General features: G+C 70.6%; 11 protein-coding genes. 3 read left to right on the forward strand and 8 right to left on the reverse strand.

Going from position 1 to position 16,006, the window contains the following annotated elements; translation table 11 throughout:
- Positions 1-28: 28 nt before the first annotated feature.
- Positions 29-1,273, reverse strand: a complete 1,245-nt coding sequence (locus IE263_RS38325; RefSeq protein ID WP_189942703.1) for an acetate kinase — start codon at positions 1,271-1,273, stop codon at positions 29-31.
- Positions 1,270-3,372, reverse strand: a complete 2,103-nt coding sequence (gene pta / locus IE263_RS38330; RefSeq protein WP_189942704.1) for a phosphate acetyltransferase — start codon at positions 3,370-3,372, stop codon at positions 1,270-1,272. Before pta ends, IE263_RS38325 begins: the two co-directional genes overlap by 4 nt.
- A 275-nt stretch (positions 3,373-3,647) precedes the next feature.
- Between pta and IE263_RS38335 the strand changes: the two genes are divergently transcribed.
- The gene (locus tag IE263_RS38335; RefSeq protein WP_189942705.1) at positions 3,648-4,673 is read left to right on the forward strand and encodes an ATP-dependent 6-phosphofructokinase; all 1,026 of its coding nucleotides are present in this window, start codon (positions 3,648-3,650) and stop codon (positions 4,671-4,673) included.
- Between the two features lie 88 nt (positions 4,674-4,761).
- Here the strand turns inward: IE263_RS38335 and IE263_RS38340 are convergent, their stop codons facing one another.
- Positions 4,762-8,709, reverse strand: coding sequence for an nSTAND1 domain-containing NTPase (locus tag IE263_RS38340; RefSeq protein WP_189942706.1), 3,948 nt, complete (start codon positions 8,707-8,709; stop codon positions 4,762-4,764).
- A 164-nt stretch (positions 8,710-8,873) separates the two neighbouring features.
- Entirely contained in the window at positions 8,874-9,722 is an 849-nt protein-coding gene (locus IE263_RS38345; RefSeq protein WP_189942707.1) for a 5'-methylthioadenosine/S-adenosylhomocysteine nucleosidase, read from the reverse strand.
- 45 nt (positions 9,723-9,767) lie between these two features.
- Here IE263_RS38345 and IE263_RS38350 point away from each other — a divergent pair, with 45 nt between their 5' ends.
- Complete coding sequence (locus IE263_RS38350) at positions 9,768-10,328, forward strand: hypothetical protein (RefSeq protein ID WP_189942708.1); 561 nt, start codon at positions 9,768-9,770, stop codon at positions 10,326-10,328.
- Positions 10,329-10,374: 46 nt separating this feature from the next.
- On the opposite strand, the gene IE263_RS38355 is transcribed toward IE263_RS38350, so the two are convergent.
- Together IE263_RS38355 and IE263_RS38360 are read right to left on the reverse strand one after the other, a co-directional pair.
- A complete protein-coding gene (locus IE263_RS38355) occupies positions 10,375-11,064 on the reverse strand; it encodes a response regulator (protein WP_189942730.1) in 690 nt (229 codons plus the stop codon).
- 32 nt (positions 11,065-11,096) lie between these two features.
- Positions 11,097-12,746, reverse strand: a complete 1,650-nt coding sequence (locus tag IE263_RS38360; protein ID WP_189942709.1) for a sensor histidine kinase — start codon at positions 12,744-12,746, stop codon at positions 11,097-11,099.
- Between the two features lie 123 nt (positions 12,747-12,869).
- On the opposite strand from IE263_RS38360, the gene IE263_RS38365 reads away from it, so the two are divergent.
- Positions 12,870-14,303: a cation:dicarboxylate symporter family transporter gene (locus IE263_RS38365; RefSeq protein WP_189942731.1), complete on the forward strand. Its 1,434-nt coding sequence runs from the start codon at positions 12,870-12,872 to the stop codon at positions 14,301-14,303.
- Positions 14,304-14,468: 165 nt separating this feature from the next.
- On the opposite strand, the gene IE263_RS38370 is transcribed toward IE263_RS38365, so the two are convergent.
- Positions 14,469-14,837 (reverse strand): DUF805 domain-containing protein, encoded by a 369-nt coding sequence (locus IE263_RS38370; RefSeq protein ID WP_189942710.1) that lies wholly within the window; start codon positions 14,835-14,837, stop codon positions 14,469-14,471.
- Between the two features lie 90 nt (positions 14,838-14,927).
- Positions 14,928-15,557 carry a TetR/AcrR family transcriptional regulator gene (locus IE263_RS38375; RefSeq protein WP_189942711.1) on the reverse strand — a complete coding sequence of 210 codons (630 nt, stop codon included), beginning with the start codon at positions 15,555-15,557 and terminating at the stop codon, positions 14,928-14,930.
- Positions 15,558-16,006 lie beyond the last annotated feature (449 nt).

Genomic DNA, 16,006 nt, shown 5'->3' on the forward strand with positions numbered 1-16,006 from the left:
GGCGGCCGGTGCTCAGTTGCTTTCCTGCTCAGTTGCCACGCGGCGGAGCCGCATTTCGATACCGCGCCACCAGTGCGTAGGTCTGCGTGGCGATCTCCAACTCCTCGTCCGTCGGCACCACGGCGACCTTCACCCGCGCGTCCGCGGGCGAGATCAGCCGCGGCTCGTCACTCCGTACGGCGTTCAGCCCGGCGTCCACCGCCAGGCCCAGGGTCTCCAGGCCCGCGACGGCCGCCTCGCGCACCGGCGCCGCGTTCTCCCCGACGCCGGCCGTGAACGCCACCGCGTCCACCCGGCCGAGCACGGCGTAATAGGCGCCGATGTACTTCTTCAACCGGTGAATGTAGATGTCGAAGGCGAGCTTCGCCTGTTCGTCGCCCTCGTCGATCCGCCGCCGGATCTCCCGCATGTCGTTGTCGCCGCACAGGCCGATCAGCCCGCTCTTCTTGTTGAGAAGAGTGTCGATTTCGTCGATGGACATTCCGCCAACACGCGCCAAATGGAAGATGACGGCCGGATCGGTGTCTCCGGACCGGGTACCCATGACGAGGCCTTCGAGCGGGGTGAGTCCCATGGACGTGTCCACACACCGGCCCCCGCGCACCGCCGACGCGGACGCCCCGTTGCCGAGGTGCAGCACGATGACGTTCACCTCCTCGGGGGCCTTGCCCAGCAGCTTCGCCGTCGCGCGGGAGACGTAGGCGTGCGAGGTGCCGTGGAAGCCGTAGCGCCGGATGCGGTGCTCGTCGGCCGTCCGCACGTCGATCGCGTAGCGGGCGGCCGGCTCCGGCATCGTCGTGTGGAACGCGGTGTCGAACACGGCGACCTGGGGCAGGTCGGGCCGCAGCGCCTGGGCCGTACGGATCCCGGTCAGGTTGGCCGGGTTGTGCAGCGGGGCCACCGGGATCAGCCGCTCGATCTCGGCGAGCACGGCGTCGTCGATGACGGTCGGCTCGGTGAAGTGCTTCCCGCCGTGCACCACCCGGTGCCCGATCGCGGCCAGCTCGGGTGAGTCGAGGCCGAGCCCGTCCTTGGCCAGCTCCTCCGCCACGGCCTTCAGCGCGGCGTCGTGATCGGCGATCGGCCCGGTCCACTCACGCGACTCGCCGGCGCCCTTCTCGGTCGCGAGGGGCGTGTGCCTGAGCCGGGAGGACTGCTCGCCGATGCGCTCGACGAGCCCCACGGCCAGCCGGCTGCTGTCGCTCATGTCGAGCAGCTGGTACTTCACCGACGAGGAGCCGGAGTTGAGGACGAGGACGCGAGTGCCGCTCACTGCTGGGACGCCTTTTCGCTGGGGGACTGGGTCGGGGTCTGGGCCTGGATCGCCGTGATGGCGACGGTGTTGACGATGTCCTGGACGAGGGCGCCCCGGGACAGGTCGTTGACCGGCTTGCGCAGACCCTGCAGCACCGGGCCGACGGCGATCGCGCCGGCCGAACGCTGTACGGCCTTGTACGTGTTGTTGCCGGTGTTGAGGTCCGGGAAGATCAACACGCTGGCCTGGCCCGCGACTTCGGACCCCGGCAGCTTGGTCGCCGCGACGGACGGCTCCACGGCGGCGTCGTACTGGATGGGCCCCTCGATCTTCAGATCGGGCCGGCGCGAGCGCACCAGCTCGGTCGCCTCGCGCACCTTGTCGACGTCGGCGCCCGACCCGGACGTACCCGTGGAGTACGACAGCATCGCGATCCGCGGCTCCACGCCGAACCGGGCGGCGGTCGCGGCCGACTGGATGGCGATGTCGGCGAGCTGCTCGGCGTTCGGGTCGGGGTTCACGGCGCAGTCGCCGTAGACGAGGACCTTGTCGGCGAGGCACATGAAGAAGACGGACGAGACGATGTCGGCGTCCGGCTTGGTCTTGATGATCTCGAAGGCCGGCCGGATGGTCGCGGCCGTGGAGTGCACGGAACCGGAGACCATGCCGTCGGCGAGCCCCTCCTGCACCATCAGCGTGCCGAAGTAGTTCACGTCGGAGACCACGTCGTACGCCAGCTCGACGGTCACGCCCTTGTGGGCGCGGAACCCGGCGTACAGCTCGGCGAAGGAGTCACGCAGCTCGCTGGTGGCCGGGTCGATCAGCTGGGCGTCGGCGAGGTCGATGCCGAGGTCGGCGGCCTTCTTGCGGATCTGGTCCACGGGGCCGAGGAGGGTGAGGTCGCAGACGCCACGGCGCAGCAGCACCTCGGCGGCGTGGAGCACCCGCTCCTCCGTCCCCTCGGGGAGGACGACGCGGCGCCTGTCGGAGCGGGCCTGCTCCAGCAGCTTGTGCTCGAACATCATCGGCGTCACACGGTCACTGCTGGGCGCGGAGACCCGGCTGAGCAGGTCGGCGGTGTCGACGTGCCGCTCGAAGAGGCCGAGCGCGGTCTCCGCCTTGCGCGGGGTGGCCGCGTTCAGCTTGCCCTCCAGGGAGAGCAGCTGCTCGGCCGTGGGGAAGCTGTTGCCGGACACCGACAGGACGGGGGTGCCGGGGGCGAGACGGGCGGCGAGGGTGAGGATGTCCTCGCCCGGCACCTCGTTCAGGGTCAGCAGGACGCCGGCTATCGGCGGGGTGCCGGCGCTGTGCGCGGCGAGCGAGCCGACGACCAGGTCGGCGCGGTCGCCCGGCGTGACGACCAGACAGCCCGGGGTCAGCGCGTTCAGGAAGTTCGGCAGCATCGCGCCGCCGAAGACGAAGCCGAGGGCGTCACGGGCCAGCCCCGAGTCGTCGCCGAGCAGCACCTTCGCCCCCAGCGTGTGGCTGACCTGCGCGACCGTCGGCGCGGAGAGGGCGGGCTCGTCGGGCAGGACGTAGCAGGGCACCGGCAGCCGGGAGGCGAGCTGCTCGGCTATCCGCTCCCGGTCCTCCCGGGCGACCCGGTTGGCGACCATGGCGATGACGTCGCACCCCAGCCCCTCATAGGCCCGGTAGGCGTTGCGGGTCTCGGCGAGCACGGACTCCGTGGTCTGCTTGCGGCCGCCCACGACGGCGATCAGGGAGGCGCCGAACTCGTTCGCGAGCCGCGCGTTCAGCGACAGCTCGTCCGGGAACTGGGTGTCGGCGTAGTCGGTGCCCAGCACGAGGACGACGTCGTAGTCGCGGGCGACGCGGTGGAACCGGTCGACGAGGGTGGAGACCAGCTCGTCCGCGCCCTGCTCCGCCTGGAGGGCGGACGCCTCGTGGTAGTCCATGCCGTAGACGGTGGCCGGGTCCTGGGCCAGCCGGTAACGGGCCCGCAGCAGTTCGAACAGGCGGTCGGGCCCGTCGTGGACGAGGGGGCGGAAGACGCCCACCCGGTCGACCTGCCGCGTCAGGAGCTCCATGACCCCCAGCTCGACGACCTGGCGGCCGTCGCCGCGGTCGATCCCGGTCACGTACACGCTGCGCGTCACGCGTGCTCTCCGTTCCGTCTCGTCGTTCGTGATTCGTGAGTGGTGGTTCGTCGTGCGTCGTGCGCCGTTCTGTTTGTCGGCTGCCCGTGGGGTTACCCATGGGGTTGCCCGTTCGGGCCCGCTGTGCACAAAAATCGCCCACCGAGGTGAGCAGAACCCTCTTGACAATACCCCTGCGTCTGGATAAGGCGCCCGTCAAGAGACAGTGCCCTGGACGGCATGGAAGAATCGGAGGCGGCTCACCGGTATCAACAGCGAGCAGGAGACACAGCACGATGCGCATCGGAGTTCTCACCGCAGGTGGCGACTGCCCCGGGCTGAACGCAGTGATCCGGTCGGTCGTGCACCGCGCGGTCGACAACTACGGCGACGAGGTCATCGGCTTCGAGGATGGTTACGCCGGTCTCCTCGACGGCCGCTACCGTGCGCTCGACCTGAACGCCGTGAGCGGCATCCTGGCCCGCGGCGGCACCATCCTCGGCTCGTCGCGGCTGGAGCGGGACCGCCTCCGTGAGGCCTGCGAGAACGCCTCCGACATGATCCACGAGTTCGGCATCGACGCGCTGATCCCGATCGGCGGCGAGGGCACGCTGACGGCGGCGCGGATGCTGTCCGACGCCGGGCTGCCGGTGGTCGGCGTTCCGAAGACGATCGACAACGACATCTCGTCCACGGACCGGACGTTCGGCTTCGACACCGCGGTCGGTGTCGCCACGGAGGCGATGGACCGTCTGAAGACGACGGCCGAGTCGCATCAGCGGGTGATGGTCGTCGAGGTCATGGGCCGGCACGCCGGCTGGATCGCGCTGGAGTCCGGGATGGCGGCGGGTGCTCACGGCATCTGCCTGCCCGAGCGGCCCTTCGACCCGGCCGACCTGGTGAAGATGGTCGAGGAGCGGTTCGCCCGCGGCAAGAAGTTCGCGGTGATCTGCGTGGCCGAAGGCGCCCACCCCGCCGACGGCTCCATGGACTACGGCAAGGGCGAGATCGACAAGTTCGGCCACGAGCGCTTCCAGGGCATCGGCACGGCGCTTGCGTACGAGCTGGAGAAGCGGCTCGGCAAGGAGGCCCGGCCGGTCATCCTCGGCCACGTCCAGCGTGGCGGTACGCCGACCGCGTACGACCGTGTCCTCGCGACGCGCTTCGGCTGGCACGCGGTGGAGGCGGCGCATCGGGGCGAGTTCGGGAACATGACCGCGCTGCGGGGGACCGACATCAAGATGGTGCCGTTGGCGGAGGCGGTGACCGAGCTGAAGACGGTGTCCAAGGACCGGATGGACGAGGCGGAGTCGGTCTTCTAGCTTCCTCACGTCCCGCTGTCGGGGGCGGGTTCTTCGGATGGAGGCCCGCCGGCGGGCGGCTTGGGCCTTGCCGCCGCGCCGATGCGCGTCACCAGGTGCGTTGATAGGGCAGATCCGGAGCGTATCGACCCCATTCCTGCTCGGTGAGACCGCGCCCCGTGATCGTGCGCGCGACCTCCACCGGTCGCGACACGATGCCGGCGAGCCGGGAGACGTCCCACAGGACCGGGGTGCTGCCTGCGGCGACGGCGAGGACGGGCCGGGTCGGGCTGAAGACCGCCGCTCCGACCACCTGCGGGTGGCCGGCCAGTGTCACCAGCTCTCGTGGACTGCGTGGTTCGGTGATGTCCCACACAATCACCGTCTTGTCGTAACCGCCGGTGGCGAGGAGACTCCCGTCGGAGCTGAAGCCCGCCGTGTACACGGAGCTGGCGTGGCCCTGCACGGTGACCAGCCGCTCGGGCCGGTGCGGGTCGGACAGGTCCCACAGCGTGGTCTTCCGTCCCTCCTCCGCGAGGGCCAGCGTGGTGCCGCGCGGGCTGAACCTGGCGGCGTAGACCGAGTTGTCGTCGGTCAGGGTGGCGAGCCGCCGGGGAACGGCCCGGTCGGAGACGTCCCACACGATCGTGGTGGTGTCGGTGCTGCCGGTGACCATGACGTGTCCGTCCGGGCTGAAGGGCACACCGCGCACGGGCCACTGGTGACCCCTCAGGGTGGCGAGGCGCCGCGGATCGGCCGGGTCGGCGATGTCCCAGAGGGTCGCGGTGGCGTCGTCGTTGCCTGTCGCGACGGTCCTTCCGTCGGGCGAGAAGCTGACCGAGGCAACCCCGCGATGGTGGGTCGCCAGGGTGGAGAGCTTGCGGGGACGGGCCGAGTCGGAGACGTCCCACAGGATCGCCGTGGAGTCGGTGCTGCCGGTGGCCAGGAGCGTCGCGTCGGGGCTGAACGCCAGCGTGAACACGGTGTCGTGGTGGCCGCTGAGGGTCGAGAGATGCCGGGGGCGGGCGGGGTCCGCGACGTCCCACAGCCTGGCCGTGTGGTCCACGCCGGCACTGGCGAGGATCCCGCCGTCCGGGCTGAAGGCCAGACCGGGTACGTCGCCGTCATGACCGGTGAGCTCCGCCAGCCGGCTCGGATGGGCGGCGAGGGCGGTGTTCCAGACGACGGTGGTGTGGTCGCTGCTCGCCGTGGCGACCGTGGACCGGTCGGGGTTGAACGCCAGCGCGAAGACGGCCTGGCTGTGCCCGCCCAGGGTTTCCCGTCGCACCGGCCGGGACCGGTCCCCGATGTCCCACAGCATGGCGGTGTGATCCCAGCTTCCGGTCGCCACGCAGCGGCCGTCCGGGCTGAAGGCCGCGGCTCTGACCGTGCCGCTGTGCCCGTTCAGCGACGACAGGCGCTCCGGGCGGGACGGGTCGGAGACGTCCCAGAGGATGGCGGTCTGATCGGCTCCCGCGGTGACCAGCGTCGCACCGTCGGGACTGACGGCCATGGCCCAGACGGAGTTGGCATGGCCGTCGAGGACGGCCCGCACACGGTGGTGGCCCGGATCGGTGATGTCCCACGCGATGACCGTGGAGTCGTCGTTCCCGGTGAACGCCGTGCGCCCGTCCGGGCTGAGTGCGACGGCCCGCACCGGCCCGGTCCGTCCGCCGGATCCGGTCAACGTGGCCAACCGTCGAGGTCGGGACCTGTCCGACACGTCCCACACGATCGCCTTGTCGCCACGGCCGCCCGTGTTGTCCCAGACGCCGGTCAGGAGGACACGGCCGTCGCGGCTGAACGCCGCCGAACTGATCCACCGGGGGTCGTCGCGCTCGGTCGACAGGTGACGGGGGTTCGCGAGGTCGGTGACGTCCCACAGCATGATCATGGAGTCCGGGCCGGCGGTGACGAGGGTGCTCCCGTCCGGACTGAACAGCAGCGCCCACAGAGTCCCGGTGTGGGCGTCGATTCTCGACAGCTGACGCGGATGGGCGGGATCGCTGACGTCCCAGAGGACGGCGGACGGTTCGAGGCCACCGGTGACCATCGTGCGGCCGTCCGGGCTGAACGCCACCGCCGACACCTCGGAGTCGTGGCCGGTCACCGTTGCCAGGTAATGGTTGCCGAGCAGCGTCGTGATGAGGCTGCGCCGGGCCTCGGGGCTCGGGTTCACGCTCATCGCCGCGATGCCCAGCAGCAGGGACAACCCCGCCTGATGGTCGCGCAGGGACTCCGCCTGGTACAGAAGGCTGCGTCCGGTGGCGACGCGTTGCCGCTCTCGCGCCATCCGGAGTTCGTTGTGAGCCAACGCCTGACTGGCCCGCAGGAAGCGAACCTCGCGGCTGTCCTCACCACCGAGTTCTCCGGGGTGCCGGTCGGCCCAGTCCTCGACGGCCTGGAGCCGGCCGCCGCGCAGCAGGTACGACTCGTCGTGGTCGCCCTGCTCCCAGTCGTTGGCCAGTCGCTCGAGGTCCGACCGCACCCGGAGATCCTGATGGGCGTCCTTGATCGCCTGCTGCAGTGGCGGCCACTGCCGCAGGAGCGCCTCGTGCGCCACCTCGACCGTGACGTCGGCCCGGGATTCCTTGGTGGTCAGCAGGCGAGCATGGGTGAACGCCTGCACGACGACCCGTTCGTCGGTGCTCAGTGTTGCGTAGGGGATGCGCCGACGGGTCGGCTCGCCGGACTCGTCGATGTTGGTGAGGTTCAGCAACGTGGGCAGGACGAGGTCTCCGTACCCCTGCCGTTCGAGATCGTCCCTGACCTCGTCGGCCAGCCCTCGCAGGGCGCCCACCACGCCGCCCATGTCCTTGTACTGCTGGATGGTCATCCTGCCTTCGCGGCGCGCGACCTGGTACAGCCGACGGAGGGTGAAGGCGAGCAGCGGCAGGGCGTCGCCCCCGGTCGTGTCCTCCACCATGCGTCCGATCAGGTCCTGGTCGATGTCGAGACCGGCCCGCTTGGCAGGCCGCTGGATGACCTCGGGCAGCCGCGCCCGGCTGAGCGGCTCCAGAAGCATCGGGTGTCTGATCGCTTCGGCAAGCCCGGCCCGGTCCGGATCGCTGCTGAGGTACTCCGGGCGCAAGGTGGCGACGACCCACAGCGGGCTGTCCGCGTGCAGGGCGCCGCGGAGCAGGGAGAGGAACTCCTGCTGCTGCTGGGGGCCGCAGCGAGTCACCAGTTCCTCGGCCTGGTCGATGACGACGAGCACGTTGCGGCGCCCGCCGTCCGCCTCGCCGAGTTCACGCGCCATCTCGACCAGGGCCTGCGGACCATCGGCCAGCTCCCGGGCGACATCCGCCGGCCGGCGTTCCAGACCGACGACCGCCAGGTATGCCGACGCAAGGCCGGCCGCCAGGTTCCCGACCGGGTCCCGACCCGGCAGCAGCGCCGGCAGCACCACCCACCGATCCCGGTGGGGTTCCCGCCCCAGGCGTGGCAGTAGACCGGCACGCAGCAGTGACGACTTCCCGCTCCCGGACGGACCGACGATGCCCACGAAGCGACCCGAGGGGGCGTCCAGCCGTGTCCGCAGGTGCTTCATCAGCTCGTTGATCTCGTCCTTGCGCCCGAAGAAGACGGCCGCGTCCTGCTGGTCGAAGGATGCGAGCCCCGGATACGGCGAACGCGTCGGATCCCAGGCGAACCCGTCGGCGGGGTCCAGCCCGGCACGGCGCAGCCCCCTGAACAAGCGGGCGAAGGCGGTGTCGCCCTCGGCCAGGTCCACCCACTGCACATCTTTGAGCAGATCCAGCCCGGCCCCGTCCTCCACCCGCACCGCGAAGACCGGGTACCCGAGCAGGCGCGCCAGGCTGATCTCGGCGAAGCACCACCGGGAGGCGATCGAGGCGCTGCTGGCCAGAAAGACGACGCCATCGGTTCTGCGGAGCTGGCCGTACAGCTCACGCTCCCAGTTGCTGCCCGCCGGGATGCCGTCCGACGGGTCGAAATCCAGGAAGAGCGCCTGGTAACCCTTGGCTCGCAGCCGTTCGCGGACCTGGGCGGCATGCTTCCGGTCACGGCTGCTGTGACTGAGGAACAGCGAGGTCATCAACGCTCCACGGGGGTGCGGGGACGGGCAGGGCGTCGGTGTCGTCCATGGCGGGGGCGAGTCGGGTGAGCAGGCGGTCCGGTGGTCACCGGCCGGTCAGGCCGAGGGGACGGGTCGGTGGCGCGCGCGGCCGCGGCTCGGGGGACCGGCCGCGGACCGTGGGCCTACGGTCGCCCGGCGATCTTTCCTATGACGGTGCCGTTGAAGGTGCTGCCCCGGAAGTCGATGTGGTCGCCGCCGTACCGGGGGCCCTCCTCGGTGTCGGAGGAGACGGACGCCGGCACACGCGGTCGGTGCTTGCGCAGGACGGCCACCGCGACCTTCGCGGCCTGCGCGGCGGCGAGTTCCTGGGAGCCGCCGGCGTCGGCGTCCGCCTTCTGCGCGTCGGCGAGGTCGCTGATGCCCCGGATGACGAGGGCGTCCAGCTGCCCGCTCAGATGCGCCGCGTGGGACGCTCCCGAGCCCTCCATCTCGATGGCGTACGCGTCGTTGTACGTCCGCTGGATACGCCCCCGCAGCGCGGAGCGCTCGTCGGCGAGGACGACGTCCCCGCAGGCGAGGGGTTTGCGGTGCCCCCGCACGCCGTCCAGGCCCCGCAGCGCCGAACGGGCCGCCTGGAGGAGCCGGTGCGAGCCGTGCCAGGCCTCGGGGCGGGCGAGGAAACCGTCGGCCGCCTCCTTGCCGCCGTGGATCGCGTACACCTTCGTACCGACGACGACGTCGCCGATCTCCAGGTCGTCCTTGAGGCCGCCCGCGACGCCCACGAACAGCAGCGCCTCGGGGTGGAGTTCGGAGACGATACGGGTGGTGAGCGCGGCGGCCGTCAGTGCGCCCTCGCCCAGCTCGGCGATCGCCACGGTCCAGGGTGTGCCGGGCAGACGGCCCCGTTCGAGGCGTGTTCCGTCACCGAGGACGATTTCGTCGTCGTCGAGCACCTCGATGTGGGCGCGCACGGCGTCGTACTCGACGGGCAGGGCGGTGAGGACCACAACGGTGGGGTAGGTCTCCGGCACCCCTTTAAGGTACTGCCAGGCTCATCGGGGGAAGGGGCATTTGCCGTGGCCGAACAGGACGTCACCGTCGGGCAGTTGCTGCTCGCGGAGTACCAGAGCGTCAAGGACGAGCAGAAGGCGCGGATCGGGTTCCGGGACAATCTGCTGTACGTGACGCTGGCCGTCGTCGCGGCCGTCATCGCCGCCGCGGCCCAGGCCAAGCGGACGGAGATGCTGCTGGCGTTGCCGCCGGTGTGTGTCGTGCTGGGGTGGACCTATCTCGTCAACGACGAGAAGATCTCGGCGATCGGGCGGTATGTGCGGGGGGAGTTGGGGCCTCGGCTCGCCGAACTCGCCGGGGCGGGCACCGCGGAGGCGTTCCGGTGGGAGTCCTTTCATCGCGATGACGCCCGCCGGTTCTCCCGGAAGCTCGTGCAGTGCGTGGTGGATCTGCTGGCGTTCTGTGTCGTGCCGTTGAGTGCGCTGGTCGTGTACTGGGGTGGGGGACAGGTGTCGGCGGGGTTGCTGGCGGTGTCCGTCGTGGAGGCGGGGGCTGTGGTGGGGTTGGGGGTGTATGTCGTGCGGTATGCGGTGCCGTTCGGGGGTGGAGGTGGAAGCGGGGCATGAGCCGGTACGACGAAAGCAGCCGAAGCCCGAGCCGCAGCCGAATCCCTCACCGCCCCGCCGGCACCCACCGGTAAACCAGCTCCGGCCTCCCCACCTGCCCGTACAACGGCTTCCGCTCCGCCCTCCCCGCCTCCACCAGATGCTCCAGATACCGCCGAGCCGTGATCCGGGAAATCCCCACCGCCTCGGCCACCCCCGCAGCGGTAAGCCCCTCCTCCGCCTCCCGCACAGCCCCCGTCACCCGCTCCAGCGTCGGCCCGCTCAACCCCTTCGGCAGCGCCGCGGGCCCCGGCGCCCGCAACGCGGCCAGCGCCCGGTCGACCTCGTCCTGGCCGCTCGCCTCCCCGGCCGCCCCCCGGAACTCCGCGTACCGCACCAGCCGGTCCCGGAGCGTCGCGAAGGTGAACGGTTTCAGCACGTACTGCACGACCCCCAGCGAGACCCCCTCCCGCACCACCGTCAGATCCCGCGCCGACGTCACCGCGATCACGTCCGCGTGATAGCCCGCCGCCCGCAGTGACCGCGCCAGTTGCAGCCCGTGCCCGTCCGGCAGGTGCAGGTCCAGCAGCAGCAGATCCACCGGCGTACGGTCGAGCAGGCGCCGTGCCTCCGCGCCGGTGTGCGCCTTGCCGACCGCAACGAACCCCGGCACCCGTCCGACGTACATGACATGCGCGTCGGCGGCCACGGGGTCGTCCTCGACCACCAGCACGCGGATCGGCTCACCGCCGGACATGCCCGTACCGCCGGTATCGCCTGTACCGCCCGTCATCTCTTGCCTCCCGACACCGGCGCGGCAGCAGCCGTCGTCCGCAACGGCAGCCGCACCGTGAACTCCGCCCCGCCCCCCTCGGCCTCCGCCACCGACAGCGTGCCCTCGTGGCGGTGTACGGCCTGTCGTACCAGGGCCAGGCCCAGACCCCGCCCCCCGGGGCCCGCCGGCTTGGTCGAGAAGCCTCGTTCGAAGACCTGGGAAGCGTGTGCGGGGTCCACTCCGGTGCCCGTGTCGGCCACCCGCAGCACCAGCTCACCGCCCGGACCTCCTTCGCCGCAGCCGTCCGTGGACGCCCTCACGGTCACCCGCGCCCGCACGCTCCCCTGCGCAGCGTCCACGGCGTTGTCGATGAGGTTGCCGAGGATGGTGACCAGGTCCCGGGCGGGCAGGGACTCCGGGAGGAGGCCGTCGTCCAGGCTGCTGTCCTCCGAGACCACCAGCTCCACACCCCGCTCGTTCGCCTGCGCGGTCTTGCCCAGGAGCAGGGCCGCCAGGACCGGCTCGCTCACGGCTGCCACCACCTGGTCGGTGAGGGCCTGGGCGAGTTCCAGTTCGGCGGTCGCGAACTCCACCGCTTCCTCCGCGCGGCCCAGCTCGATCAGCGAGACAACCGTGTGCAGACGGTTCGCCGCTTCGTGGGCCTGGGAGCGCAGCGCCTGTGTGAAGCCCCGCTCCGAGTCCAACTCGCCCATCAGGGACTGGAGTTCGGTGACGTCTCGCAGGGTGACGACCGTGCCCCGGCGTTCTCCGCCCGACACCGGCGACGTGTTCACCACCAGGACCCGGTCGGCCGTCAGGTGCACCTCGTCGACCCGCGGCTCCGAGGCCAGCAGGGCGCCCGTCAGGGGGGCGGGCAGGCCGAGGTCGGCCACGGACCGGCCGACCACGTCCCCGCCGACGCCCAGCAGCTCGCGGCCGCCGTCGTTGACCAGTGCCACCCGGTACTGGCCGTCCAGCATGAGCAGGCCCTCGCGGACCGCGTGCAGCGCCGCCTGGTGGTAGTCGTGCATCCGGCTGAGCTCGGCCGCGTTCATGCCGTGGGTGTGGCGGCGCAGGCGGGCGTTGATGACGTACGTGCCGACCGCGCCCAGGGCGAGGGCGCCGGCCGCGACGCCGAACAGGGCCGTCACCTGGTCCGAGACCCGCTTGCTGATCGCCTCGACCTTGATGCCCGCGCTGACCAGGCCGACGATCCGCCGGCCGTCCACTATGGGAGTGACCGCGCGGACGGACGGGCCGAGGGTGCCGGTGTAGGTCTCGGTGAAGGTCTCGCCCTTCAGGGCCCGTGCGGTGTTGCCCCGGAAGTGCTTGCCGATCTCGTCGACGTCGGGGTGGGTCCAGCGGATGCCGGCCGGGTTCATGATCGTGACGAAGTCGACCTCGGTGTCGTGCATGATCTGCATCGCGTACGGCTGGAGCTCGGCCGTGGGGTTCGGGGTGCGGATCGCCTCGCGGACGGAGGGGGAGTCGGCGACCGAGCGGGCCACGGCGGTGGCCTGGCGGGCCGCGGCCTCCTCGGCCTGGCCGCGGTCGCTGACGTACGTGAACAGCGCGTACCCGGCGACGACGACCGCTATCAGCACCGCCTGCATGGCGAACAGCTGGCCGGCCAGGCTGCGAGGTCTCGGGACGGGGATGCGCATGTCGTCAGTGTGCCCCTGACCATAAGCGTGAACTAAATGAACGGAAGGGTGACCGCCCTCACAGTGCGGGGGGATAGTCACGGCATTCCCCTTAATCCCCCGGACGTGAGCCGCACGCCGGTGATGCCGACGAAGACGTCAAGGAGGGCAGCCGTGGCCGCCAGCCCCACTCCCGATACGGCACCTGCCGCACCCGCAGCCAAGCGGGACCGCACCCACTACCTGTACATCGCGGTGATCGTCGCGGTCGCCATCGGCATCGCCGTGGGCCTGATCGCACCCGACTTCGCGGTCGAGCTGAAGCCCATCGGCACCGGCTTCGTGAACCTGATCAAGATGATGATCTCGCCGATCATCTTCTGCACGATCGTGCTCGGGATCGGTTCCGTCCGGAAGGCCGCCAAGGTCGGCGCCGTGGGCGGTATCGCCCTCGCCTACTTCACGGTGATGTCGCTGGTGGCGCTGGGCATCGGCCTGGTCGTCGGCAACATCCTCGAGCCGGGCACCGGCCTCGCGGTCACCGAGGCGGTCAAGGAGACCGGCCAGGCGCAGGTGTCGGCGGAGGCCAAGGACACCACCGAGTTCCTGCTGGGCATCATCCCGACCACGATCGTCTCCGCCTTCACCGGCGGCGAGGTGCTCCAGACCCTGCTCGTCGCGCTGTTCGCCGGCTTCGCCCTGCAGGCCATGGGCCCGGCCGGGCAGCCGATCCTGCGCGGTGTCGAGCACATCCAGCGCCTCGTCTTCCGCATCCTCGCCATGGTGATGTGGGCCGCCCCGATCGGTGCCTTCGGCGCCATCGCCGCGGTCACCGGCTCCGCGGGCCTCGACGCGCTGAAGAGCCTGGCCGTGCTGATGCTCGGCTTCTACGTCACCTGCTTCCTGTTCGTCTTCATCGTCCTCGCCGCGCTGCTGCGGATCGTCGCGGGCATGAACATCCTCACGCTCTTCAAGTACCTGGGCCGTGAGTTCCTGCTGATCCTGTCGACCTCCTCCTCCGAGTCCGCACTGCCGCGCCTCATCGCGAAGATGGAGCACCTCGGTGTCAGCAAGCCCGTCGTCGGTATCACCGTCCCGACCGGCTACTCCTTCAACCTCGACGGCACCATGATCTACATGACCATGGCCTCGCTGTTCATCGCCGACGCCATGGGTACGCCGATGTCGGTCGGCGAGCAGATCCCGCTGCTGCTCTTCCTGCTGGTCGCCTCCAAGGGCGCTGCCGGTGTCACCGGCGCCGGCCTCGCGACCCTGGCCGGCGGCCTCCAGTCGCACAAGCCCGCCCTGGTGGACGGCATCGGCCTCATCGTCGGCATCGACCGCTTCATGAGCGAGGCCCGCGCCCTCACCAACTTCGCGGGCAACGCCGTCGCCACCGTCCTGATCGGCACCTGGACCAAGGAGCTCGACAAGGACCGCGTCCAGCAGGTGCTCGCCGGCCAGGCCCCCTTCGACGAGAAGACCCTGCTCGACGACGGCCACGGCTCCGCTCCCGCGGCGGAGGCGGAACTGCCCGAGCAGCGCGAGGGCGGCGAGAAGGAACTCGCCAAGGCCTGACCCCCTGAGAAGGGGATCCCCACTCCGGCTGTCCGGCCCCGCCTGAACCGGGGCCGGGCATCCGGCCGGATCCCCGGCGGCACCCGCCCCACGGACTCCGGGCGGCTGAGTACTCCCCCGTTGCTCAGCCGCCCGGTTCTCTTTTGCCCGTGGGCGTGGCCGTGCTCACGGGGTGGCGTCAGTGAACATGTGGCTTTCCTTCGGGTTCATCCCGTACTTGTTCTGGCCGGGGGTGCCCTCGGCGGCTGTGAAGATCAGCATGACGATGGTGCCGACGCAGGGAACCACCCCGATCAGGGACCACCAGCCGGAGCGGTCCGTGTCGTGCAGCCGGCGCACCGTGACGGCGAGGGCCGGCAGCAGGATCGCGACGGTGAATCCGATGGACAGCACCTCGTTGCCCACGAACTCGTCCGCGACCAGCAGCGCGATGTAGATGAGCGAGCTGATCAGCGTGAACATCCAGTACTCCGTGCGGCGGGCCCGCCCGCGGAAGACCAGACTCTTCTTGAGTACGAGGATGAACCAGCTCACTGCGTCCCCCGGGGATCGATCGGCGCACCTGAAAGATGATCAGGGCAGGCGCAGAACGTATGCGGGTGGGCGTGTACTCGTCAATCGAGTTCAGGGGATGGCGCAGCCGTCCACCCTCGCCACCAGCGCGGTGGCCAGATGGGCGGGCACGCCCGCCGCGGTCAGCACCGTGACCGCGGCCGAGCGGCCCGCCTCCCGTGCGTTCAGCAGGCCGTCGTTCACGGCCTCCATCAGGGCGAACAGGATCTGTTCGTGGACATGGGCCAGGGCCGGTGCCGGGAGGGATGAGGCGAAGGTGCCCTCGTCCAGGCCGCGCTGGAGCAGGCGGACGCTGTTCTCGCGGACCGGGGTGAGCCGCTCCCGGATGCCCTGCATGGTGACCGTGCGCTGGGCCAGCGCGACCAGCAGCCGGTAGCGGTCGGCGATCTCCCAGACCGCCAGCACCGAGCGCGCCACCGCCTCCGCCGGGTCTGCGACGCCCTCCCGGCCCGCCGCGTGCGCCGTCGCCAGCGCCTCCACCGCCCCGTCGACCAGCGTGCCGATCAGCGCCTCACGGCTGGGGAAGTGCCCGTACACCGTGCGGCGGACGATGCCGGCCGCGCGGGCGATCTGGTCCATGGACGCGTCGGGGTCGCGCAGCAGCTCGGCGAGGGCCACGTCGAGGATGCGGCGGCGGTTGGCCTCTGCGCGACTGGTGTTACCCGTGGTCATGGCGGCCATTCTGCCCGCCCTCCCTCAGTGGCTCGTTCACCTTCCTTCATTTGCACGCCACTGTGCATTGTGTGTGGATTGCACTGCTATGTGCTGTTACGTGCGAGGGTTGTCGAGGCCTCTGGTGGCGGCGGTGCGGACGGCCCTGTCGTGGTGCCCCTCGCGGAATTGCGCGAACGGGTGCGAAACGCAGCGAAACACAGTGAAGGGTATGGGCCGATTCCTTGCCAAGTCGTGGTTTATTTGGGGAATTCCTTGGGAACTCCCAACCCCTTGCTCTCCCGGCCTTTGTTTTTCCCTTGACTGCAGTTTGCCGCCACGTGTGGGATGTGCCCCGCCTGTGTCGATCACATGAGCGAGGGGTGGGTCCGTGGGGGACGGGGAACGGGGTGCCCGAAGAGGCATCGGAAGGCGCCGGGGCGGCTTAGCCTGGCTGACAGCGCTTGCGGTAGTGGCGA

Source organism: Streptomyces aurantiogriseus (assembly GCF_014649375.1).
GTDB lineage: Bacteria > Actinomycetota > Actinomycetes > Streptomycetales > Streptomycetaceae > Streptomyces > Streptomyces aurantiogriseus.

What these genes read in the sequence shown, in the direction of transcription:
- IE263_RS38335 (WP_189942705.1), top strand. Translation starts at nt 3,648, where the DNA reads ATGCGCATCGGAGTTCTCACCGCAGGTGGCGACTGCCCCGGGCTGAAC.
- IE263_RS38340 (WP_189942706.1), bottom strand. Translation starts at nt 8,709, where the DNA reads ATGACCTCGCTGTTCCTCAGTCACAGCAGCCGTGACCGGAAGCATGCC.
- IE263_RS38355 (WP_189942730.1), bottom strand. Translation starts at nt 11,064, where the DNA reads ATGTCCGGCGGTGAGCCGATCCGCGTGCTGGTGGTCGAGGACGACCCC.
- IE263_RS38360 (WP_189942709.1), bottom strand. Translation starts at nt 12,746, where the DNA reads ATGCGCATCCCCGTCCCGAGACCTCGCAGCCTGGCCGGCCAGCTGTTC.
- IE263_RS38365 (WP_189942731.1), top strand. Translation starts at nt 12,870, where the DNA reads ATGCCGACGAAGACGTCAAGGAGGGCAGCCGTGGCCGCCAGCCCCACT.
- IE263_RS38375 (WP_189942711.1), bottom strand. Translation starts at nt 15,557, where the DNA reads ATGGCCGCCATGACCACGGGTAACACCAGTCGCGCAGAGGCCAACCGC.